At 31.9% G+C, this 22,831-nt stretch carries 19 protein-coding genes, 5 tRNA genes and 1 riboswitch; of the genes, 23 read left to right on the top strand and 1 reads right to left on the bottom strand.

Features of this window, described 5'->3' with window-relative positions; translation table 11 throughout:
* From ACREVU_RS07345 to ACREVU_RS07395, 11 genes are all read left to right on the top strand, one after another.
* Positions 1 to 534, top strand: coding sequence for a F0F1 ATP synthase subunit delta (locus tag ACREVU_RS07345; protein ID WP_431550963.1), 534 nt, complete (start codon positions 1 to 3; stop codon positions 532 to 534).
* 16 nt (positions 535 to 550) lie between these two features.
* Positions 551 to 2,068, top strand: coding sequence for a F0F1 ATP synthase subunit alpha (gene atpA / locus ACREVU_RS07350; RefSeq protein WP_431550964.1), 1,518 nt, complete (start codon positions 551 to 553; stop codon positions 2,066 to 2,068).
* Between the two features lie 94 nt (positions 2,069 to 2,162).
* A complete protein-coding gene (atpG, locus tag ACREVU_RS07355) occupies positions 2,163 to 3,017 on the top strand; it encodes an ATP synthase F1 subunit gamma (RefSeq protein WP_431550965.1) in 855 nt (284 codons plus the stop codon).
* Positions 3,018 to 3,110: 93 nt separating this feature from the next.
* Complete coding sequence (gene atpD / locus ACREVU_RS07360) at positions 3,111 to 4,508, top strand: F0F1 ATP synthase subunit beta (protein ID WP_431550966.1); 1,398 nt, start codon at positions 3,111 to 3,113, stop codon at positions 4,506 to 4,508.
* A gap of 43 nt (positions 4,509 to 4,551) precedes the next feature.
* Positions 4,552 to 4,950, top strand: coding sequence for a F0F1 ATP synthase subunit epsilon (locus ACREVU_RS07365; protein ID WP_431551051.1), 399 nt, complete (start codon positions 4,552 to 4,554; stop codon positions 4,948 to 4,950).
* 277 nt (positions 4,951 to 5,227) lie between these two features.
* Entirely contained in the window at positions 5,228 to 5,947 is a 720-nt protein-coding gene (locus tag ACREVU_RS07370; RefSeq protein WP_431550967.1) for a YwmB family TATA-box binding protein, read from the top strand.
* 27 nt (positions 5,948 to 5,974) lie between these two features.
* Positions 5,975 to 7,240 (top strand): UDP-N-acetylglucosamine 1-carboxyvinyltransferase, encoded by a 1,266-nt coding sequence (gene murA / locus ACREVU_RS07375; protein ID WP_431550968.1) that lies wholly within the window; start codon positions 5,975 to 5,977, stop codon positions 7,238 to 7,240.
* A 172-nt stretch (positions 7,241 to 7,412) separates the two neighbouring features.
* The gene (gene spoIID, locus ACREVU_RS07380) at positions 7,413 to 8,471 is read left to right on the top strand and encodes a stage II sporulation protein D (protein WP_431550969.1); all 1,059 of its coding nucleotides are present in this window, start codon (positions 7,413 to 7,415) and stop codon (positions 8,469 to 8,471) included.
* A gap of 226 nt (positions 8,472 to 8,697) precedes the next feature.
* Positions 8,698 to 9,477 (top strand): peptidoglycan DD-metalloendopeptidase family protein, encoded by a 780-nt coding sequence (locus ACREVU_RS07385; protein WP_431550970.1) that lies wholly within the window; start codon positions 8,698 to 8,700, stop codon positions 9,475 to 9,477.
* Between the two features lie 120 nt (positions 9,478 to 9,597).
* A complete protein-coding gene (gene spoIIID / locus ACREVU_RS07390) occupies positions 9,598 to 9,852 on the top strand; it encodes a sporulation transcriptional regulator SpoIIID (RefSeq protein WP_216158258.1) in 255 nt (84 codons plus the stop codon).
* A 128-nt stretch (positions 9,853 to 9,980) separates the two neighbouring features.
* The gene (locus tag ACREVU_RS07395; RefSeq protein ID WP_431550971.1) at positions 9,981 to 11,015 is read left to right on the top strand and encodes a rod shape-determining protein; all 1,035 of its coding nucleotides are present in this window, start codon (positions 9,981 to 9,983) and stop codon (positions 11,013 to 11,015) included.
* Positions 11,016 to 11,180: 165 nt separating this feature from the next.
* On the opposite strand, the gene yyaC is transcribed toward ACREVU_RS07395, so the two are convergent.
* Positions 11,181 to 11,735: a spore protease YyaC gene (yyaC, locus tag ACREVU_RS07400; protein ID WP_431550972.1), complete on the bottom strand. Its 555-nt coding sequence runs from the start codon at positions 11,733 to 11,735 to the stop codon at positions 11,181 to 11,183.
* A gap of 154 nt (positions 11,736 to 11,889) precedes the next feature.
* Here yyaC and ACREVU_RS07405 point away from each other — a divergent pair, with 154 nt between their 5' ends.
* The 12 genes from ACREVU_RS07405 (at position 11,890) to secA (ending at position 22,785) form a co-directional block, all read left to right on the top strand.
* Positions 11,890 to 12,558, top strand: coding sequence for a hypothetical protein (locus tag ACREVU_RS07405; protein ID WP_431550973.1), 669 nt, complete (start codon positions 11,890 to 11,892; stop codon positions 12,556 to 12,558).
* A gap of 209 nt (positions 12,559 to 12,767) precedes the next feature.
* A tRNA-Thr gene (locus tag ACREVU_RS07410) sits at positions 12,768 to 12,842 on the top strand.
* Between the two features lie 5 nt (positions 12,843 to 12,847).
* Positions 12,848 to 12,932: transfer RNA gene (locus ACREVU_RS07415), tRNA-Tyr, on the top strand.
* 23 nt (positions 12,933 to 12,955) lie between these two features.
* A tRNA-Val gene (locus ACREVU_RS07420) sits at positions 12,956 to 13,031 on the top strand.
* A gap of 30 nt (positions 13,032 to 13,061) precedes the next feature.
* A tRNA-Thr gene (locus tag ACREVU_RS07425) sits at positions 13,062 to 13,136 on the top strand.
* 5 nt (positions 13,137 to 13,141) lie between these two features.
* Positions 13,142 to 13,226, top strand: a tRNA-Tyr gene (locus ACREVU_RS07430).
* A gap of 107 nt (positions 13,227 to 13,333) precedes the next feature.
* Positions 13,334 to 13,436, top strand: a riboswitch (SAM riboswitch).
* 88 nt (positions 13,437 to 13,524) lie between these two features.
* Entirely contained in the window at positions 13,525 to 14,700 is a 1,176-nt protein-coding gene (metK, locus tag ACREVU_RS07435) for a methionine adenosyltransferase (RefSeq protein WP_431550974.1), read from the top strand.
* 266 nt (positions 14,701 to 14,966) lie between these two features.
* Positions 14,967 to 17,201 (top strand): SF1B family DNA helicase RecD2, encoded by a 2,235-nt coding sequence (gene recD2 / locus ACREVU_RS07440; RefSeq protein ID WP_431550975.1) that lies wholly within the window; start codon positions 14,967 to 14,969, stop codon positions 17,199 to 17,201.
* A gap of 44 nt (positions 17,202 to 17,245) precedes the next feature.
* The gene (locus ACREVU_RS07445) at positions 17,246 to 18,274 is read left to right on the top strand and encodes a hypothetical protein (RefSeq protein ID WP_431550976.1); all 1,029 of its coding nucleotides are present in this window, start codon (positions 17,246 to 17,248) and stop codon (positions 18,272 to 18,274) included.
* Positions 18,275 to 18,363: 89 nt separating this feature from the next.
* Positions 18,364 to 18,927, top strand: a complete 564-nt coding sequence (locus tag ACREVU_RS07450; protein ID WP_431550977.1) for a ComF family protein — start codon at positions 18,364 to 18,366, stop codon at positions 18,925 to 18,927.
* A gap of 544 nt (positions 18,928 to 19,471) precedes the next feature.
* Positions 19,472 to 20,005 carry a ribosome hibernation-promoting factor, HPF/YfiA family gene (gene hpf, locus ACREVU_RS07455; RefSeq protein ID WP_431550978.1) on the top strand — a complete coding sequence of 178 codons (534 nt, stop codon included), beginning with the start codon at positions 19,472 to 19,474 and terminating at the stop codon, positions 20,003 to 20,005.
* 278 nt (positions 20,006 to 20,283) lie between these two features.
* A complete protein-coding gene (gene secA / locus ACREVU_RS07460; protein WP_431550979.1) occupies positions 20,284 to 22,785 on the top strand; it encodes a preprotein translocase subunit SecA in 2,502 nt (833 codons plus the stop codon).
* Positions 22,786 to 22,831: the final 46 nt, after the last annotated feature.

Here is a 22,831-nt window from a genome sequence, read left to right on the forward strand (position 1 = left end):
ATGTATGAATACTTAGACAAAAGATATGCACTGGCACTATATACAGTTGCTGAGGAAAAAGGAAAAGTAGAAGAATACCTAACTGATCTTAGAGAAATTGTTTCGCTTATGAAAAATGATGCTGAGTTTTTAAAAGTCATTAAATATCCACAGATAAGCACTTCTCAAAAGAAGAAAATGTTTATTAGAATTTTTAAGGGCAGAATTGATGAGGATCTTTTATCTTTTTTACTAATTCTTATAGAAAAAGATAGAATAATGTTTATTGAGCAAAAACTTAACGAAATGGAAAAAATCAATCTAGAGCGCAATAATACGTTACTGGTTGAGGTTAAAACAGTAATACCTCTTTTGGATTCAGAAAGAGAAAATTTGCGCATGAAATTATACAAGATGTATGATAAAAAAATTATATTTGATGAAAAATTGGATAAAAATGTTATAGGTGGAGTATATATAAGAGTTGGCGATGACGTTATTGATGGAACAATAAAAAACAGACTAGCGGATATGAAAAAACTAATGTTCAAATAGGGATAGAGGTGAGTTTATGAATATAAAACCAGAAGAAATAACATCCATAATAAAGAAAGAAATAGAAAGATATGAAAAGAAAATTGACACTGTTGACTCAGGAACTATAATTCAAATTGGTGATGGAATTGCCAGAGTGTATGGTTTAGACGAATGTATGGAAAATGAACTTTTAGAATTCCCTAACGGTATATTTGGTATGGCATTAAATCTAGAGCAAGACAATGTTGGTTGCGTACTTTTGGGACCAGAAAAGGGAATCAAAGAAGGCGACATAGTAAAAAGAACAGGTAAAGTAGTGGATGTTCCTGTGGGAGAAGCATTACTGGGAAGAGTTGTAAATGCATTAGGTGTTCCAATAGATGGTAAAGGACCAGTGAAGACTACAGAGAGAAGGCCAGTGGAAGTAGAAGCTCCTGGAGTTATTGAAAGACAATCAGTTAAAGTACCACTTCAAACAGGAATAAAGTCAATAGACTCTATGGTACCAATTGGAAGAGGTCAAAGAGAACTTATAATTGGAGATAGACAAACAGGTAAAACAGCACTAACTATAGATACTATTTTAAATCAAAAGGGTAAAGATGTTATATGTATATATGTAGCCATTGGACAAAAGCAATCTACTGTTGCTCATATTGTTAATACACTATCTGAAATGGGAGCAATGGATTATACAATAGTTGTAGCATCTACAGCATCTCACTCGGCACCACTTCAATATTTGGCACCTTATGCTGGATGTAGTATGGGGGAATACTTTATGCACAATGGTAAGAATGTATTAATAGTATATGATGATTTGTCTAAACATGCAGTAGCCTATAGAGCTATGTCACTGTTGCTCCGTAGACCACCAGGCAGAGAAGCTTATCCAGGAGATATATTTTATATTCATTCAAGACTACTGGAGAGAGCAGCAAAACTTTCAGATAAATTAGGCGGGGGATCATTAACTGCCCTTCCTATAATAGAAACACTTGCAGGTGATGTTACTGCATATATACCTACTAATGTTATATCTATAACAGACGGGCAGATATTTCTTGAAGCAGAGTTATTTCATTCAGGACAAAGACCTGCTGTTAATGCTGGAATATCCGTATCAAGAGTTGGTGGAAATGCTCAAATAAAAGCTATGAAACAAGTTACAGGAACATTAAGGCTAGAACTAGCCCAATATAGGGAGCTTGCAGCTTTTGCCCAATTCGGTACAGATCTTGATAAAGATGCAAAAATGAGACTTGAAAAAGGTAAAAGATTAATAGAAATTTTAAAGCAAGACCAATATATGCCAATGCCAGTAGAAAAGCAAGTAATGATTTTCTTTGCTGGAACTAATAACTACCTTACGGATATTCCAGTGCATCAAGTAACAAGATTCGAGAGTGAATTCTTGGAGCATATGGATACGCATCATAGAGAAATAGGCAAAACAATAATAGATAATGGTAAGATAGATGATAAATTAAAGGGGCAACTTATTGATGCTATAGAAGAGTTTAAGAAAATATTTTCAATTGAAAAGCATTAATCATATTTCATAGGGAAATAGTTAATGTAGCACCTTTAGGTGATAATTAATTTGCCTCCATATATTGTTTATGGAGGCTAAGGAGAGGTGAAACATGGCAGGTATGGGGCTTGTTGCAATTAAGAGAAGAATAAAATCCATAACAAACACTACAAAAATCACCAGGGCCATGGGACTTGTTGCCACATCCAAATATAAAAAAATAAAAGATAAAGTAGATATTAGCAATAATTATCTAGACAGGCTTTGCGAAACTATAATGCAAGTTAAAGATAATTATGAAGGTGATAATCTTTATATACGAGGAAATAATAGCAGCAAAAAGCTGTACGTTATATTGACCTCAGACACAGGTCTTTGTGGTGGCTTTAATTGGTCAGTAGTAAATGAAATCATAGAAACTTTAAAAGCTAATAAAGAAGAGTGTAGTGTAATTGTTGTAGGCCAAAGGGGAAGGGCTATATTTAAAAAGCTTGAAATCGAAACTGTGGCTGAATATGTAGAAATATTGGAGCCGCCTTGCCTAAAGGAAGCTACAACTATTATTAATCATGCACTTAATATGTATACAAGTGGTGAAGTAGGCGAAGTATATATTGTGTATAAAAAACTTATTTCAGCCCTAAAAAATGAAGTTAAAATCGAGAAGGTACTTCCTTTAAACTCTAATAATGAAGAAAATGTTAATACAGAGTATGTAGATATTGGAGCAATAGATAAACAAGCAATGTATGAAATTACCACCCTATTTTTAGGTGGTAAGATGTTGAATTCATTGCTACATTCAAAAGCAAGCGAACACAGGGCTAGAATGGAGTCTATGGGATCAGCTACTAACAATGCTAATGATATACTTGATAAACTTAATTTAAGTTATAATAGAATTAGACAAAGTGCAATTACACAAGAAATTTCGGAAATAGTTGGAGGAGCGGAAGCTCAAAAGTAATTTGAGATAAGGAAGCTCAAAAGTAATTTGAGATAAGGAAGCTCAAAAGTAATTTGAGATAAGGAAGCTCAGAGGTAAAAAGGAGTGAGTAAAGTGCCAGGACATATAGGAAAAGTAGTACAAATAATAGGACCGGTTATAGACATAAAGTTTGATTCTGATAGTCTGCCTAATATTTACAATAGCATTGAAATTCAGATGGACGATAGAGTTGTTGTTGCAGAGGTTGAGCAACATATTGGTGATGATATTATAAGATCAATAGCTATGGAAAGTACAGAAGGTTTAAGGCGAGGGCTTGAGGCTGTTGACACAGGGAATCCAATAACAGTACCAGTTGGAAATGTAGTGTTAGGAAGGTTATTTAACGTTCTTGGAAAGCCTATTGATGAATTGGGAGAAGTTAAGGTAGATACATATATGCCTATACACAGGTTAGCCCCAACTTTTGAAGAACAATCCGTTGAGCCAGAAGTGTTTGAAACAGGTATTAAGGTAATCGACTTAATAGCACCATATCAAAAGGGCGGAAAAATTGGTCTTTTTGGTGGTGCAGGAGTTGGTAAAACGGTTCTTATTCAAGAACTTATGAATAATATTGCAAAAGAACATAACGGACTTTCAGTATTTACTGGAGTTGGTGAAAGAACTAGAGAAGGTAATGATCTTTATAATGAAATGAAAGAGTCAGGAGTTATAACTAAAACAGCACTAGTTTTTGGGCAGATGAATGAACCGCCTGGAGCTAGAATGAGAGTTGCGTTAACTGGTCTTACTATGTGTGAGCATTTTAGAGATCAGGGTCAAGATGTATTGTTATTTATAGATAATATATTTAGATTTACACAAGCTGGATCAGAGGTATCTGCACTACTAGGTAGAATACCAAGTGCTGTTGGGTATCAACCAACACTTGCTACAGAAATGGGACAATTGCAAGAGAGAATTACATCTACAAAACAAGGTTCGATTACATCTGTGCAGGCTGTATATGTGCCAGCAGATGATTTAACAGATCCAGCTCCGGCTACTACATTTAGTCATCTTGATGCGACTACAGTTCTTTCTAGAGGGATAGTTGAACTTGGTATTTATCCAGCGGTAGACCCGCTAGAATCTACGTCAACAATGCTTGATCCTAGAATAATAGGTAGGGAGCATTATGATGTTACAATAAGAGTTAGACATATACTTGAGAGGTATAAAGAACTTCAAGATATTATTGCAATACTAGGAATAGATGAATTATCTGAAGAAGATAAGACGGTAGTATTACGAGCCAGAAAAGTTCAAAGATTTTTATCTCAACCATTTACTGTAGCTGAGCAATTTACAGGAATGAAAGGTAAATTTGTGCCTGTAAAAGAAACGGTAAGAGGATTTAAAGAAATACTTGAAGGCAAACATGATAAATTACCTGAAGCTGCATTTATGTTTGTTGGTTCTATAGAAGAAGCAGTAGAAAAAGCAAAAACAATGGCTATAGAATAAGGTATTTTTAAGAATATGCACAATGAAAGGTCAGGGTATTTATATGGAAAATCATATGAAGCTTACTATACTTACTTCAGAAAAACAGTTTTATAGTGGTGAAATCCTTAGTTTAAATACAGAGGGTGATGATGGTAGGTTTGGTATTCTTGCGAATCACGTTCCTATGGTAGCCCCACTTAAGCCCACTGTTACAACGTTTGTAGAGTTGAATGGAAAAGAGTTAAAAGCGTTTACCTCAACGGGGGTTTTAAGAGTAAAAAAGGGTGAAGTAGAGATGTTATGCAGTGCTTGTGAATGGCCACAGGATATTGATGTGGCAAGAGCAAGTAAGGCAAAAGAAAGAGCAGAAGAGAGAATGATTCATCGTGATGGAATTGATTTTAAAAGAACGGAGAGTGCTTTACTAAGAGCTCTTATGAGATTGAAGATAAAAGAATAGATATTATAAAATGGAAATATTAATTTATCTCCATTTTTTTTGCGTCTAAATTCTTTTGTGCACGTTTTTATTGAAATTTTATATATTAATAATATAGTGAAATGATATATTGTTAAATGTTTTATAAAAATACCCCCTATTTATTATAAATCAAATAGCTCTCTCCGCACCTGTGCTGAGGGATGATTTTATTAATATTAAAATATTAATAAACCATTTTTTTAGAATAAAAAAATAGATTGTGGTCAACAATTTAATTGAAGGGTAGGGGGATAAAATGAAAAGAAAAAATATTACACTTTTGTGTATAGTATTGTGTCTGATTATTTTACGAATAAATGTTAGATTATCAAATGCAAAGGATGAATTTGATTTATTTGATGAAATATTAATTCAAACTAAAAGTAAAATTGTAGAATATGGATTGGAGACAACATTTAAAACTCAGGAGAATCCAAAAGAAATTTGTAATAAGTTAATAGATAAATTAGAACTTGATAACAGTGAAATAAAATTAAATGTTGTTGAAAATGATAATTTTTACTGTATAGATTTTTTAGGTAAAAATATTAAGGGATATATAGAATCATCAAAATATAGTAATGAGGAAGTTGTAACTATAAACATAAGCAAGATAGGAAGTGAAAATGATTTACAATCGCTTAAAAGTAAGGTTAGTAATTGTATTGGTGATAGAGAAGAAAATATTAAATATTTTCAATACTTAAAGGCAAAGATTCCATACACTGCTACAAAATTGGGTGTTAAAGATATAAATCTTCTTAATGAAAAAATAATAAAAATTTTAAAATCTCATGGAACTGAAAATATTGAGACTGTAAAAATATATAATGGGTTAAGTACAGTGGCATATACCAAAAAATATGATGAAAAGTTAAACAACAACAAGTTAACTGATTTTAATTATGCTATATGTAATTATTCATCTGGAAGCTACATTATTATAGGAACACCTGAAATAATTACAACATACTGAACATTAACAATATAATGGAGGAAAAATATGGAAAAATTAGTCATAAAAGGTGGTAAAAAATTAGTGGGTGAAGTGAATATTAGTGCAGCAAAAAATTCAGTTCTTCCTATACTTGCGGCAACAATACTAAACGGTAATAATTGTACCATTGAAAATATGCCTATGCTTGAAGATGTATTTGTAATTTGTGAGGTGCTTAAATCTCTTAAAGCAAATGTTATCATAGATAAATTAAATAATAGGGTGAAAATTAATACTGCCAATCTATTTGATAATGAGGCAAATGATGAATTAGTAAGAAAAATGAGGGCATCTTTCTTAATAATGGGTCCAATGCTTGGGAGGTTTGGGAACTTTAAAATATCTTTGCCGGGTGGCTGTAATATTGGGACTAGACCAATTGACCTTCATTTAAAAGGATTAGCAGCCTTGGGAGCAGAAATATCTGTAGGTCACGGATATGTGGAAGCAAAAGCAAAAAAATTAATAGGTAGCAACATATATTTAGACTATCCTTCAGTAGGTGCTACAGAAAATATAATGATGGCGGCAACACTTGCACAGGGGGAGACCGTAATAGGAAACGCAGCGGAGGAACCAGAAATTGTAGATTTGGCAATGTTCTTAAAGGCTATGGGAGCGCAAATAAGTGGTGAAGGAACAGACACTATAAGAATCTTAGGAGTTAAAGATTTTAAAGAAGTTATCTATAAACCCATATATGACCGTATAGAAGCAGGCACCTTTATGATAACTGCAGCAATAACAAAGAGTTTATTTAAAATTAATGGTGTTAATGAGATTCATTTAAAACCAATAATAGCAAAGCTTACAGAAATGGGAGTAGCAATAGAAATCAACAAGGATAGCATAATAGTTGATGGTAGGAAAAAGCTAAATCCAATAGATATAAAAACTATGCCATACCCGGGATTTCCCACTGATATGCAAGCTCAAATGATGAGTTTACTATGTACTGTAAAAGGTACAAGTATAATTACAGAAACTATTTTTGAAAATAGATTTATGCAGGCAGTAGAACTAAAGAGAATGGGAGCAAATATAAAAATAGATGGTAGGAGTGCTGTAATAGAGGGTATACATGCTTTTACAGGCTCAGAAGTTAAAGCTACAGATTTAAGAGCAGGAGCAGCATTAATATTGGCAGGACTTACAGCTGAGGGTACGACAATTATAGAGGACATTTACCATATTGATAGAGGTTATGTTTCTATTGAAGAGAAATTAAAGGGATTAGGAGCAGATATAGAAAGAGTGAGCTATTATAAGTAATAGAAAATATAAATTTAAGAATTGGAATATATAAGTTATTAGTATATTTCAATTCTTTTTGTCTTGTATATTTTCTTTTCTTAATGAAATTAGACTTTGAAAAAAGTAATATTCCATATAATTATTTAATATGTATAAAGTAATGTTTAATTTATAAGGAGAGGAGAAAAGGATGAAAAGAGTTTTTATTACTATACATTTGAAAAACATCCTTATATTAATCACTGCATTTATTGTATTTATAGTTTTAACTTCTGCATTAATAGTGGGTATAGGAGATAATAAAAGCTTAAATAAAAATAAGAACTCTGTAATTAAATCAGAGGAGTATGATATTTCTATTAAAGATGTTATTAAATTTCAGTCACTCCCAAAAATTTCTAAGATTAAGGTGTTTATATCAAAAGAAAGTAAAATTAAAGAACTTAAGATAGAAGAATATGTTGCTGGAGTTGTGGCTGCAGAAATGCCTGCTGACTTTAGCATGGAAGCTTTAAAAGCCCAAGCAGTGGCTTCTAGAACCTATGCATTAGCTCATGTTGCTGAATTAGGTGGAAATGTATGCGAAAATGCTAAGGGGGCTAATCTATGCGATACAGTGCACTGCCAAGTTTACATGACTAAAGAAGAACGCATAAAATTATGGGATAAGAGCTCAGCAGAGAAAAATTGGGCTAAGATTGAAACAGCGGTAATGAGTACACAAGGGCAAGTCTTAATATATAACGATAACTTGGTAATGGAACCTTACTACTTTGCTACTAGCAGTGGTAAAACTGAAAATTCAGAGGAGGTATTTAGTAGTAATATACCTTATTTAAGGAGCGTAGAAAGCGGGGGCGAGGAAAGAGCACCAAATTTTAAGAGTAGTAAAATTTTTGGTTATAAAGAGCTAAGTCAAATTATAAACAATAATTATAATAATGCTAAGATAACCTCATCTATCATAAAGAAACAAATAACAATAATTGATAGAACTCAGGCAGGAAGTGTTAAAAATATTGAGGTTGGAAGTATAACCATGACAGGCGGTAAATTTAGAACTATGCTGGGACTTAAATCATCGAATTTTCAAATAGTGTTTAATGCAACCAATGTAGAAATAGATTGCAGTGGATATGGTCATGGTGTTGGAATGAGTCAATGGGGTGCAGATGCCATGGCTAAAGAAGGCAAAAATTATATCCAAATATTAAGTCATTATTATAAGGGAACTATTATATCTAAATGATAAATTATTTGTGCTTAGCCGGTTTAACCTTGTTTATAGAGGATAGCCGGCTTAATTTTTTATAAAAACAAGTATATATAATTAAAATTGAATAAACAAGGTTAAAACTTAAATTATAAAAGATAAATATATATAAAATTTTGAGAATAAAAAAAAATAAAATAAATTTTAGGAAATATGTATGTTTTAATACAATATGGACAAAAATACAAATGGAGGTGTTTGTATGGATAAGAAATCAAACAACAAAGCAATAAACTTTTTCAAAAAGGAAGGCTTCTATGTAATTCTATTTATTTGTTTATGTATAGTAGCAACAGTTGCATCTATAACGGCAAGTAATAATAAAAAAGTAGCAAGCAAACAAGAATCAATTAAAAAGGAACAAGCAAAGGCAGAGGATATTTTGCAAGAGCAAGAAAAACAATACCAGGGTGCTCTTCAAGTAAAAAAAGAAAATCTAGCTAAGACTGAGGTGCTTAAAGCTGTACCTAATATTAAAAAGGTTACAACTGGAAATATAACAGCGCCAGTATCTAAATCAGTTAATCCTTCGTTTATAAAGCCTGTAGCTAATGGATTCCTGGCAAGAGCATATTCAAAAGATATTGACCCTGTAATGTGGAAAACTGACGGAACATATAGAACAAACTTGGGTATAGATATTCAAGCAAAGATAGGTGAGCCAGTTTTAGCAGTTATGGATGGAACAGTTAAAGAAGTCGGTACTGACGTAGCTGGCCAAAATGGTCAGATGGTTGTAATAGATCATGGTAATGGATTTATTACTAAATATTCTAATTTAGAAGAAAAAACATTAGTAAAAGTAAATGATAAAGTTACTAAAAAACAGCAGATAGCTACAGTAGGAAATACTTCTTTAAATTCATTTAAAGAAGACTATGGATCTCATTTGCATTTTGAAGTTTTACAAAGTAATAAGGCTATTGATCCTGCTAGATATGTAAAATATGATAAATACCAACCTGTAGTAACAAAACAATAATAAGTAAACATTCCAATTAGTCAATTTTCCGAAATATATGGTTAAATGACTAATTGGAATGGAATTTAAAAGCAAGGTATTGCATATTTATAAATAGAGAAGGGTTAAGGAGGTAACACTTTGAAAGATTATATTGAAGATCGAGTACTAGAAGTTGCAAAGTATATTATTGAGTCAAAAGCTACGATAAGAAGAACTGCCAAAGTGTTTGGAGTTAGCAAGAGTACTATACACAAAGATATGACAGAAAGATTGCCTACAATAAATCCCCAAATTGCTAACCAAGCAAAAACAATTTTGGATCTAAATAAATCTGAAAGGCATATCAGGGGAGGAAGAGCAACACAGCTTAAATATAAGGCAGTAGAAGGATAAAAACATTTCAAGCTAAAAAACAATAATAATTATTAAAGTTAAAAAAGAGGATTTCTTTATAGCTTTATAGAATAGAGTTTAGTATAATTTAAATATTGAATATACTAAAGAGCGGAGTGAGTTTTGAGATGTTTTTTTTTAGAATGGGTACGGATATGGGAATAGATTTAGGAACAGCCACAGTGCTTGTATATATTAAAGGTAAAGGTGTTATCTTAAAAGAACCCTCTGTTGTTGCCATAGATAGAAATAATAATAGGGTATTGGCAGTAGGAGAAGAAGCTAGGCAAATGATAGGAAGAACACCAGGAAATATTGTGGCCATACGTCCTATGAGGGACGGTGTTATTTCAGATTATGATATAACAGAAAAAATGTTAAAGCATTTTATAAGTAAGGCTTGTGGAAAAAGAAGGCTATCGGCTCCAAGAGTTGTAATATGTGTCCCTTGTGAAGCAACTGAAGTGGAACGAAGAGCGGTAGAAGATGCTGCTAAAAACGCCGGAGCTAAGAAGGTTTATCTTATAGAGGAACCACTAGCAGCGGCAATTGGAGCAGGACTTGATATTACCCGCGCAAGCGGTAATATGGTTATTGATATTGGTGGAGGGACTACTGATGTTGCAGTTATTTCTTTAGGTGGTATGGTTGTTCGTGAATCAATCAAAGTAGCCGGAGATAAGTTTGATGATGATATTATTAAGTATATTAGAAAAAAGCATAAGTTAATGATCGGTGAAAGAACTGCGGAAAATTTAAAAATCAACATAGGGTGTGCTCATAAACAAGAAGAAGAGACCACTATGGAGATAAGAGGAAGAGATTTAATCACAGGTCTTCCTAAAAACTTAGAAGTTACATCAGAAGAGATGCGAGAAGCTTTAAAAGAGGCGGTAGGTTTAATAGCAGAATGTACGCATTCAGTGCTAGAGAAAACTCCACCAGAGCTTTCAGCAGATATAGCTGATAAAGGTATAGTTATGACTGGTGGAGGTTCACTTTTAAAAGGATTAGATAAGCTTATACAAGAAATTACTAAAGTCCCAGTATATCTTGCTGAGGATCCAGTTTCATGTGTAGCACTGGGAACAGGCAAAGTACTGGAATATATGGATAAGCTAGGTAATTCATTTAGTGGAGGAGAACAATATTTGGCAGACTAGAAAGTGTAAACAAGCTATATGAATAAGCAATGCAATTATTAAATTAATTGCATTGCTTATTTTTATATTATATAGAGTTTCTAAATTTATAAAATTTGTTAAGTTTATAAAGCTTATTGAATTAAAATTAGGGATAATTATTTACATTAAAGTAATTTGAGTATCTTAAACAGGATTTGAATTATTTTTTTCTTTATCAAGGGAATATAAATAATATGAATGCAAAAGGGCCCTGCTTAAAACACTAGCAATTTCCATTACCAAACTAAGTCTTATGTTTCTATTAGTGAACAGTTCACTATCATCACTCGAATCTACTATACCTATTAACGAAACATTACCTACCTTGGGAAGCGATTTTCCTACTCCTTTACCAGGATGAATGGGATAATTTCTAGCTTGAATTTCACCAATATTTGATATGTCTCCTAAACATGCATCTACACCTATTATGGTGCAATTTGGGTGTAGTTCATTTATTTTGGATAATTTACTATCAATGTTTAAGGCATGAATTGGATCATCTATAGTGCCATATACAGGTAATGGAAAGGAACTATCTTTTAAAAATGTACCCACGAGTGGGCCTAGGCAATCGCCTATACATCTGTCAGTTCCTATACAAACAATTAAAGTGGTTTCATCAATATAGTCTTTTAGAAAATTAGAAATTGTATAGTATGCTAAAGGGTCTTTATAATGGGTTTTAGCTTTACTCAAGAAATGTACCTCCTTGTATTAGGCTGGGGGATTATTTTTTTTCCAATCAATAATTTATATGAATATAAATTGTTTATTATTATTATAAAAGTATAAAAAAACAATTAATTGGAAAATAATCTATATATACTAATTTTTTTGAGGTGATGTTTACATGAAGAAAATAGATTTGTTATTTATTATTATATTCTCTACTGTAATAACGGTGATTACTATGCTGTATTACAGTAGTTATATAAATAATCCAAAGCAATATGAAGAAGAGCAAATGCAAAAGCAGTCCGTGGAGGAGGTTAACAAAACTTACATGGCCAAAGATATCGTAACTAATCATAATCAGAGTAAAGTGGTGGAAAAAGTTGATGAAGTAATTCCGAGTTCAAAAGATTATTTAGAAAAAGAGGATTTATCTAAGAGTGAATTATTAGATACTCAGAAAAGCGAAGATAGAAAAAGAACGGATAATTCAAATATAAATTCATCCAATATATCTATGGATAAAGCTAATGAACTCAAAAATAGTGGAGAAAATTATAGTGATTATATTAAAGAAGAGGAACAATCGGTATTTAAAGTGTCCACAGGTAAAATACAAGAAAATCTGACTGCTGGTGATAAAATAAAATTATTGTATGTAAGTTTTAAGCTAGGTAAAGAAAATTATAAAAAAGTGGAAGAGTATTTATATGCAGATGATGCTGAAGATGGCGTAATTAAGGCGCTGAAGCTATTAAAAGAAGATTTATCAACAAAAGAGTATGAAAAAGTGAGAAAAATTGCTGGAAAATTTATAAATATGGATGCTGCAGAAAGATTATATTAGTTGATTTTTAGTGGATTTTATATGAATATATAACTACTTTTTTATTTAGAATAATAAATTATATTAATGCTTAATATTGAGCAAATATGAGAAAAGTATAGCAATTCAGAGAAGAAGTCGTTAATTCGGAATAAATGAACTTGATATTAATTATTTAAAGTTGTATACTAATTCTTGTCGACAGGATAATGACATAAAAAATATAATTTGCTGGCATGGCTCAACGGTAGAGCAGCTGACTTGTAATCAGCAGGTTGTAGGTTCAATTCCTATTGCCAGCTCCATATGTGGAGGAGTTCCCGAGTGGCCAAAGGGGGCAGACTGTAAATCTGTTACGTAATGTTTCGATGGTTCGAATCCGTCCTCCTCCACCATTTATCACAATTATTATAGTTATGGGAGCATAGCTCAGCTGGGAGAGCATCTGCCTTACAAGCAGAGGGTCACAGGTTCGAACCCTGTTGTTCCCACCATAACAATCTTTTTAAAATAGAATGAAAAATGCTGGCATGGCTCAACGGTAGAGCAGCTGACTTGTAATCAGCAGGTTGTAGGTTCAATTCCTATTGCCAGCTCCAAATATGGAGGAGTTCCCGAGTGGCCAAAGGGGGCAGACTGTAAATCTGTTACGTAATGTTTCGATGGTTCGAATCCGTCCTCCTCCACCAAAAGACATCTGTAGATGTCTTTTTTATTGATTTGATTTCTAAGTCAATATAACATATTGACACTAAAAAAATTGTATGTTATTATTATTAAAACTTAATATTTATTACTCTTATCAAGAGAGGTGGAGGGAAAAAGGCCCTATGAAACCCGGCAACCGGTGTAATACACCATGGTGCCAATTCCTGCAGGTATACTCTGCGAGATAAGAAAGATGTTTAAAACACCTCTTCTTATATTTGGAAGGGGTTTTATTTTTTTTAAAAAGAGAAATTTTCAGCATTAGAAAGGAGAATTATAATGAAAAGACTATTTACATCAGAATCAGTTACAGAAGGGCATCCAGATAAAATTTGTGACCAAATATCAGATGCTATACTTGATGCTATTTTAGAACAAGACCCTTATGCTAGGGTTGCTTGTGAAACAGCAGTCACTACAGGAATGGTTTTAGTTATGGGAGAGATAACAACTAATTGTTATGTAGATGTTCCTAAAGTTGTTAGAAGTACCATTGAAGGTATAGGATATACCAGAGCAAAATATGGATTTGATGCCAGCACATGTGCGGTAATTACATCTATTGGTGAACAATCAGCAGATATAGCTATGGGAGTTAACGAAGCATTAGAATCTAAGGCCGGCAAACAGGATAAGACAGATTCAATAGGTGCTGGAGACCAAGGTATGATGTTTGGATTTGCCACTAATGAAACTCCAGAGTACATGCCACTTCCAATTTCTATGGCTCACAGACTAGCAAGAAGATTAAGTGAAGTAAGAAAAGATGGAACACTTAATTATCTAAGACCAGACGGAAAGACTCAAGTTACTGTAGAGTATGAAGACAATAAGCCAGTAAGAATAGATACTATTGTTATTTCAACTCAACACGGAGAAGAAGTAATGCATGATCAAATAGAAAGTGACTTAATTGAACATGTAATAAAACCAATAGTTCCAAGTGAATTATTAGATGAAAACACCAAATATTATATAAATCCTACAGGTAGATTTGTAATTGGAGGACCTCAGGGCGATTCTGGACTAACTGGAAGAAAAATAATAGTAGATACTTATGGAGGATACGCAAGACATGGCGGTGGAGCCTTCTCTGGTAAAGATGCAACAAAGGTTGATAGATCTGCTGCATATGCTGCAAGATGGGTTGCTAAAAATCTAGTAGCAGCAGGCGTTGCAGATAAATTAGAAATTCAGCTAGCTTATGCTATAGGTGTAGCAAAACCAGTATCTATAGAAGCTGAAACTTTTGGAACGGGAAAAATCTCCGATAATAAAATTGTTGAAATAATTGAAAAAGTATTTGATTTAAGACCAGCTGTTATTATAAGAGAATTAGATCTACGAAAACCTATTTATAAGCAGACAGCGGCTTATGGGCATTTTGGAAGACCTGATTTAGACCTGAGCTGGGAAAGATTAAACAAAGTTGAAGAAATAAAAAAATATTTATAAAAAAATTAGAATTATTTATACAAAAGAGGGATAACAATTAATAATTGTTATCCCTCTTTTGTGTTGATAATATATATTGAAATTCAATACTATTGAAATAATTGAATAATATTGAATTTTTATTCATTTGGTGGATTATTAATTCATATTTTGATAAAACTTAAGATAGAGGTATACTAAAAATATTAAAGATAAAAACGTAATATGTATATGATATAATATTAGCAGTATTGCTACTATATAAATTTATTAATAGGAGAGATTTTATGCCAGAAATACAAGGAATAATTGAAGATATAGTATTTCAAAATGAAGAAAATGGGTTTATGATTGCTCATTTGAATAATAAAAAAGAGAAAACAACTATTGTAGGAATTGTGCCCTACATAAGTGAAGGCCAGAATTTAAAATTAATAGGGGATTGGGTTACCCATCCTCAATTTGGAAAGCAATTTAAAATAACACAATGTGAGGAAGTAATGCCAAGTTCTATTGCGGGTATAGAAAAATATTTAGCTTCTGGAGTTATTCAGGGAATAGGGCCAGTGACTGCCAAAAAAATTGTCCAGTACTTTGGAGAAAATACCATGAATGTACTAGACAATGAAATACAAAGATTAAGGGAGATTGACGGTGTAGGAGAAAAAAAAATTAAGTTGATTTTGGAATCTTACTCTAAGCAAAGAGAAGTTAAGAATATAATGATATTTCTTCAAACCTACGGAGTAACACCTAACCAATGTGTGAAGATATATAAAAAGTATGGGGCAGACTCTATAAAGGTAGTGCAAGACAATCCTTATGTATTAACTGAAACCATTTCAGGGGTAGGATTTAAAATTGCTGATAAGATAGCACGAAGTTTAGGTATTGACAAAGAGTCACCTTTTAGAATACAAAGTGGAATTAATTACGTGGTTAACGAGTTTTGCGCTATGGGAAATACTTATATGCCCTTAGAAAAATTACAAAGGGAAGCTAAAAATATTCTTGAAGTTTCTGAAATTGAAATTGAAAATAATATTTTTGATAATGTAGTACAGGGTAAATTGAAAGTAGAAAATATTGATGAAGAAAAATGTGTTTACACTATGCCTTTTTACTATTGTGAATTAAGTATTACTAAAAAAATTATAACTTTAGCAGTAGCTAGTTATGATCCATTGGAAATAGATATAGATGAAGAAATTGAAAAGTTTGAAAAAGAAAAAAACATACAATTTGCAGAGTCTCAAAAGGCTGCTATTTGTGGTGCAGCAGAAAATGGCATGGAGGTAATAACTGGGGGGCCAGGTACTGGTAAAACTACTATAATCAATTGTATTATAGAACTATTCGAAAAAGCTGGAATGAAAGTTAACATGGCTGCACCTACAGGGCGCGCCGCTAAAAGAATGACAGAAGCTACTGGAAGGGAAGCTAAAACTATACATAGGTTATTAGAACTTGGAATGGGTGGAGATGATGGGTCGCAGTTTTTTAAAAGTGAGGAAGCTCCTTTAGATTGTGATGTAGTCATTATTGATGAAGCTTCTATGATAGACGTAATGCTTATGAACAGTTTATTAAAGGCTATAAGTATAGGGACTAGACTTATAATTGTTGGAGATGTTGACCAATTACCATCTGTTGGTCCTGGAAACGTACTAAGAGACATTATTGAGAGTAATTGTGTTAAAGTAGTTAAGCTTAAGGAAATTTTTAGGCAAGCCAGGGAAAGTATGATTATTGTAAATGCTCATAAGATTAATAATGGTGAAATGCCTATTTTAAATAAAAAAGATAAGGATTTTTATTTTATTGAAAGAAATGAGCCAGACAAAATTTTAGATAGTATAATTACTTTAATTAATACAAGACTTCCTAAATTTAATAAACAGTGGGATAAAATGAAGAATATTCAGATACTCTCACCAATGAGAAAAGGAATACTCGGTATAGAAAATTTAAATGAAAAGCTTCAGGAAATACTAAACCCCAAGTCTATTAATAAAAGAGAAAAAGAATATAGGAATACTATATTTAGAGTTGGGGACAAGGTTATGCAAATTAAAAATAATTATTCTATGAAATGGAATAAAATGGGAGCAAAACAAGATGAAGATGGTGTTGGAATTTTTAATGGAGATGTAGGATATGTTGAAGATATTGATGAAGATAATGAAAATGTTATTGTGATTTTTGATGATGATAAGCGTGTAGAATATGAAGGCATATTCTTAGATGAACTCACTTTAGCATATGCAATTACAATACATAAAAGCCAAGGAAGTGAGTTCGAAGTTGTAATTATGCCTATGTTTATGGGACCTCCGCTTTTAATGAATAGGAATTTATTTTATACAGGAATAACGAGAGCAAAGAATATGGTTGTATTAGTTGGGAAGACAAAAGCTATAAGTTTTATGAAAGACAATAATAGAAGTTTTGAAAGATATTCTGCACTGGGCTGGAGAATAAGACAAATAGTAGATGCAAATCTGAGCCATGATGTAAGTTAGTCCATTAAATTAAACAAATCTTTAATTGAAGAGGAGAAAATTATATGTTTTTCACCGAAAAATTAAACCTTAGTGAGGAAAAAGATGAAATAAGCAAAGAAATTTTAAGATGTTCTTTAAGTGGCAAAAAAAGAATTGATGTTGTATCTGTGTTTTACAATTCTTCTGATCTATTGTTAGAAACCATAATTGCACATGCTAATGAAAAGAAAAATATATTGTATATAACTGATGAAGATAAGCACAGCATTGATATTGTTACATTTATAAATAAATTTAGCAATATGGGCGAATATACATATTCACCTGAGAATAATTATAGTAGTGTAAATGAATATTTTCATATATGTAATTATGAAAAGGCATTAGAGCTTGGAGAAAAATTTGATTTGGTAATTTATAATGATATTAGAAGTTTTCCAAAATATAATAAGCAGCAGATAAAAAAAATAGTATTAAGGGTGTGCAAATCTGATGGAATAGCAATAGCTTATTCAGTGGAGAATGTTTTAAGTGAAGGCTCCCCAATTATATTTCCATTAAAAAACAATAGAATTCCGATCATAGAGCCTAGAATCATAACTACAAGAATAAATCTTAATATTGATATACCTTTGGTAGTTTATGAATATTTAAATTGGTCAATTATATCTAATAGAAAGGTAATAATTTTTACACCAGATGAAGAAAAAGCTAAAGTAGTATTTCAGTATCTAAGCAATTTTAAAGAAAAGTTAAGTGAAGATTTATTTCTATATATTAGTAAAAAAAGTGATGATAATATTCCACTGGCATTTATGCATAAAGATGAGAGCATAATAGTAACTAATGACTTTGAAGAGAGTTATTTAAAACTCAATGCAGTTGATGTTATAGTTTACTTTGCTGATAATACTAAATTTACTTATAAGCAATTATTATATTTATCAAGTAAGGTTGGAAGATATGAAACTATGCAAAGAGGGGAAGCTATATTTTTAGCTAATGTCGAAACTATGCAAATGGATAAAGCCAGAAGCATAGCTAGAAAATTCAATAAGAAAGCGTGGGAAAAAGGATTATTAAATATATAAAAGATATACTATATTGTCTGGCTTCACTGATATATTCAGGGAATGAGTGCTGCGTTATTTGTAATGGATATAGCCAGGAGAGTGAAGCTTTGTGTACTGAGTGCAGGAAAAAGTTGAGGCCATGTTCTGAAAGTTTTTATATAAGCCATGATGAAGAAAAATATCTGGTTTGGTCTGTATTTTATTATTCAAATATTGTAAAAGAGTTAATTATCAGGCTTAAATATAGGAGCGATTTTATATGTGGAGAAATTTTAGCAAAGTACATGCTAGAACTGGTAAAAAGTAAGGAATTAGAGTTTGATTTAATAGCTTATGTTCCTATGACTAAAAAAGCACTTAAAAAAAGAGGATATAATCAAAGTGAGTTTTTGGCTAATTATTTATCAAGGGTTTTAGACATTCCCTTAATTTGCAATTTAAACAAAACTATGGATACTAAAGACCAAATAGGTCTAAGTGGTGAAGAGCGGTGGGAAAACATGGATAAATGTTTTAGCATTGAAGAGTGCAAGTATATAAAAAATAAAAATATTTTACTTGTTGATGATGTTATAACCACTGGAGCTACAACGTTTCATTGTGCTCATAATTTAAAAGAAAGTGGAACAAATAATGTTTGCATATTGACTATAGCTAAAAGTAAGGTATAATATTTATTGTAGTAAGTTAGGTTTGTGGTTGAAAGTCGATGCCAGTCGCAGGCGAAACGATCCACGTAAGTTAAACAAAGTTTAGTGAGCATGGTGCGGCTTAGAGGTTAGTCCTGCCGTCTTAACGGGCGAGAGTGTTAGTAGTGAGAAGGTAATTCTGGGTAGCAAAAGCTCCAGCAGGCGAGTGTGGGGTCAAAGACCAGGTCAACTAACTTAATATATAAAAGCTCCTAATATTATATTAGGAGCTTTTATTTTATCTAGTTTATAAAACCATGGTATATATAAAAACCTAAGGTTGATTTTTAAACTCGAATAGTACAACTATATCATAAGAGAATATTATAAACAATGTGCAATGAACGTTAGTAAACGGTGGAATAACAAGTAATTTTAAGATAATGAACTTTAAATTTAATTAATATTGTGTAAATTCTGATTTTGGTGGTTGCTATTTAGTGATAAAAGTAATAATATAGAAATACAACTATAATACATGCTTTATAAGAAGCAGTATATAGATATTAGAAAGGGGCTGGACGGAATGAAAGTTAAAATAATAGGTAAAAACATAGAGATAACAGAGGCCTTGAAAAATATTTTGGAAAAGAAAATATCAAGATTTGATAAATATTTTAATCCAGATGTGGAAGCTCAGATAACTTTAGGGGTTCACAAGAATAGACACACTATAGAAATTACAATCCCTTTTAATGAAGTTGTTTTAAGAGCAGAAGAGCAAAATGATGATATGTATACTTCGTTAGACCTTGTTGTTGATAAATTAGAAGGACAAATTAGAAAACATAAAACAAAATTAGAAAAAAGAAATCGTGGAAATTCTCTTAAATTTAAAGGCATACCACTGTATGCTAATAATAATGAAGAAGATATGGAGCCTAAGATAGTAAAGACGAAGAAATTTGCATTCAAGCCTATGTCAGCAGAGGAAGCAGTACTTCAAATGGAGTTAGTTGGTCATAGTTTCTTTGTATATATGAGTGATGAGACATCAGAGGTACACGTAGTGTATAAAAGAAAAGATGGGAATTATGGTCTCATAGAACCAGAATTTTAATAATATTTTAGGAGTCTAAGTAATAATTTAAGTTATATTAATAAAAAAGACTAAAGTAAGATTATATTTACTTTAGTCTTTTTTAAATTCAAAAAACATGAATGCTTTTAAATTTTCATCAATATTAGCTTTGAAATATATCAAATCATATAAGTTGAATAGCGACAAATTAAGTGGTATAATTTATATTGTATATTTAGGAATTATTAATAAATTATTAATAAATTATTAAAATGAATATTTGTGAATTATTAAAATGAATAGTGAGGATGGAAAATATGAAATTTTTTGATAAAATGTTTGGTAGTTATAGTGATAGAGAAATAAAGAGAATAATTTCAATTGTGGATAAGATAGACGAATTAGACCCTATAATGACTGCTTTAAGTGATGAAGAACTTAAAGCTAAAACAGAGGAATTTAAGGCTAGGCTAAATAAGGGAGAGACTTTGGATGATATATTACCTGAAGCCTTTGCAGTAGTTAGAGAGGCTTCTTGGAGAGTTCTTAAAATGAAGCATTTTAGAGTACAACTAATAGGTGGTATAATACTACACCAAGGAAGAATAACAGAAATGAAAACTGGTGAAGGAAAAACCTTAGTGGCTACACTTCCATCATATTTGAATGCGCTATCAGGAAAAGGTGTTCACGTAGTTACAGTTAATGATTATCTTGCAAAAAGAGATAGCATAGAGATGGGAAAAATACACGAATTCTTAGGCCTTTCTGTGGGTGTAATTATTCATGATATAGACCAAACTGAAAGACATGCGGCTTATAATTCGGATATAACCTACGGAACAAATAATGAATTTGGATTTGATTATTTAAGAGACAACATGTGTGTTCGTAAAGAGGAAAGGGTTCAAAGAGAATTAAATTTTGTAATCGTGGATGAGGTTGATTCCATATTAATAGATGAGGCGAGAACTCCGCTTATAATATCTGGAGAAGGAGAAAAATCTACAGATTTTTATAAAGTAGCAGATTATTTTGTTAAGGGGCTAGTAAAAGAAGAAGATTACACTATAGATGAAAAAGCTAGTGCTGTTATAATGTCCGATGCGGGTATAGATAAAGCAGAAAAATATTTCCATTTAGAAAATTATGCTGATGCAGAAAATATGACTGTACAGCACCATGTAGTTCAAGCACTAAAAGCAAACTATATTATGAGAAAAGATAAAGATTATATGGATAAAGATGGAGAAGTTATCATTGTAGATGAGTTTACTGGAAGACTTATGGAAGGCAGAAGATATAGTGATGGGCTTCATCAAGCTATTGAAGCAAAAGAGGGTGTTAAAATTGAGAAAGAGTCGAAAACTCTTGCTACAATTACCTTCCAAAATTACTTTAGAATGTATAATAAATTATCAGGCATGACTGGTACTGCACTTACAGAGGAAAATGAATTTAGAGAAATATATGGGCTAGATGTATTAGTAATACCTACTAATATGCCATTAGCAAGAGTTGATAGTGCAGATTTAGTATATAAAACTGTTAAAGGAAAATATAAAGCTATAGTAGATGAAATAGTTGAGACATATAAGGTTAAACAACCAGTTCTTGTAGGTACTGTTAGTATAGAAAAATCAGAATTATTATCTGAGATGCTTAAAAGACGCGGAATCCCTCATCAAGTACTTAATGCTAAATACCATGAAAAAGAAGCGGAAATAATAGCTCATGCAGGAGCACTTGGTATGGTTACCATTGCAACTAATATGGCGGGACGTGGTACAGATATTAAGCTTGAAGCAGGAGTTGTTGAAGCTGGAGGACTTAAGATAATTGGAACTGAAAGACATGAATCTAGGCGTATTGACAATCAGCTTAGAGGACGTTCTGGTCGTCAAGGGGATATAGGAAACTCAAGATTTTATATATCGCTAGAAGATGACTTAATGAGAATATTTGGTTCTGAAAGGCTTCAAGGAGTAGTAGAGAAATTAGGATTAACCGATGAGGATGCTATTGAAAGTAAAATGGTAAGTGGAGCTATAGAAAGTGCTCAAAAGAAAGTTGAAGGAAATAATTTTGATATAAGAAAAAATGTTGTTCAATATGATGATGTAATGAACCAACAAAGAGAAATAATTTATAGACAAAGAACAGAAGTTCTTCAAGGAGAAAACATAAAAGATCAAGTTGAAGAAATGATGAAAGATGTTATTTTCTCTGCAGTTGCATCTCATATTAGTGGTTCAGAGGAAACTTTTGATGAGGAATTAGTAAAACTTATAAATTATCTTGAACCAATATATCTTCAAAAGGGTATGGTTTCAATAGAAGAACTTTCTAAAATATCTAACGAGGAGATTAAAACTACTCTGTTAGACATAGCTAAAAAAATGTATGCACAGAAAGAAGAACACTTTGGTCAGGAACAAATGAGAGAAGTTGAAAGGGTTATTCTATTAAGAGTTGTAGATAGCAAATGGATGGACCATATTGATGATATGGAACATTTAAAGCAAGGTATTGGACTTAGAGCATATAAGCAACAAGATCCTTCACAAGCCTATCAAATGGAAGGTAGCGATATGTTTGCTGAAATGATTGATAACATAAAAACAGAAACTGTTAAATACTTATTCCATGTGCAAATAGAAAAAGCTCCTGAAAGAGCAATGGTTGCAAAAATTACATCAACGAATCATGATGATTCTGTTAAAAAAGAGCCAACTAAAAAAGAAATTAAACCGGGAAGAAATGATGACTGTCCTTGTGGTTCAGGGAAGAAATATAAAAACTGTTGTGGCAGGGGATAACAATTAATATTTATTAGTTGCCTCAGAGAATGGCAAAGGGGTCAAT

The organism is Clostridium sp. (genome assembly GCF_050717535.1).
Classification (GTDB): Bacteria; Bacillota; Clostridia; order Clostridiales; family Clostridiaceae; genus Clostridium_AD.

Excerpts from the sequence above, each read along its gene's own strand:
- ACREVU_RS07345 (WP_431550963.1), top strand. The coding sequence starts at position 1 with ATGTATGAATACTTAGACAAAAGATATGCACTGGCACTATATACAGTT.
- atpA (WP_431550964.1), top strand. The coding sequence starts at position 551 with ATGAATATAAAACCAGAAGAAATAACATCCATAATAAAGAAAGAAATA.
- atpG (WP_431550965.1), top strand. The coding sequence starts at position 2,163 with ATGGCAGGTATGGGGCTTGTTGCAATTAAGAGAAGAATAAAATCCATA.
- ACREVU_RS07365 (WP_431551051.1), top strand. The coding sequence starts at position 4,552 with ATGGAAAATCATATGAAGCTTACTATACTTACTTCAGAAAAACAGTTT.
- ACREVU_RS07370 (WP_431550967.1), top strand. The coding sequence starts at position 5,228 with ATGAAAAGAAAAAATATTACACTTTTGTGTATAGTATTGTGTCTGATT.
- murA (WP_431550968.1), top strand. The coding sequence starts at position 5,975 with ATGGAAAAATTAGTCATAAAAGGTGGTAAAAAATTAGTGGGTGAAGTG.
- spoIID (WP_431550969.1), top strand. The coding sequence starts at position 7,413 with ATGAAAAGAGTTTTTATTACTATACATTTGAAAAACATCCTTATATTA.
- ACREVU_RS07385 (WP_431550970.1), top strand. The coding sequence starts at position 8,698 with ATGGATAAGAAATCAAACAACAAAGCAATAAACTTTTTCAAAAAGGAA.
- ACREVU_RS07395 (WP_431550971.1), top strand. The coding sequence starts at position 9,981 with ATGTTTTTTTTTAGAATGGGTACGGATATGGGAATAGATTTAGGAACA.
- ACREVU_RS07405 (WP_431550973.1), top strand. The coding sequence starts at position 11,890 with ATGAAGAAAATAGATTTGTTATTTATTATTATATTCTCTACTGTAATA.
- metK (WP_431550974.1), top strand. The coding sequence starts at position 13,525 with ATGAAAAGACTATTTACATCAGAATCAGTTACAGAAGGGCATCCAGAT.
- recD2 (WP_431550975.1), top strand. The coding sequence starts at position 14,967 with ATGCCAGAAATACAAGGAATAATTGAAGATATAGTATTTCAAAATGAA.
- ACREVU_RS07445 (WP_431550976.1), top strand. The coding sequence starts at position 17,246 with ATGTTTTTCACCGAAAAATTAAACCTTAGTGAGGAAAAAGATGAAATA.
- hpf (WP_431550978.1), top strand. The coding sequence starts at position 19,472 with ATGAAAGTTAAAATAATAGGTAAAAACATAGAGATAACAGAGGCCTTG.
- secA (WP_431550979.1), top strand. The coding sequence starts at position 20,284 with ATGAAATTTTTTGATAAAATGTTTGGTAGTTATAGTGATAGAGAAATA.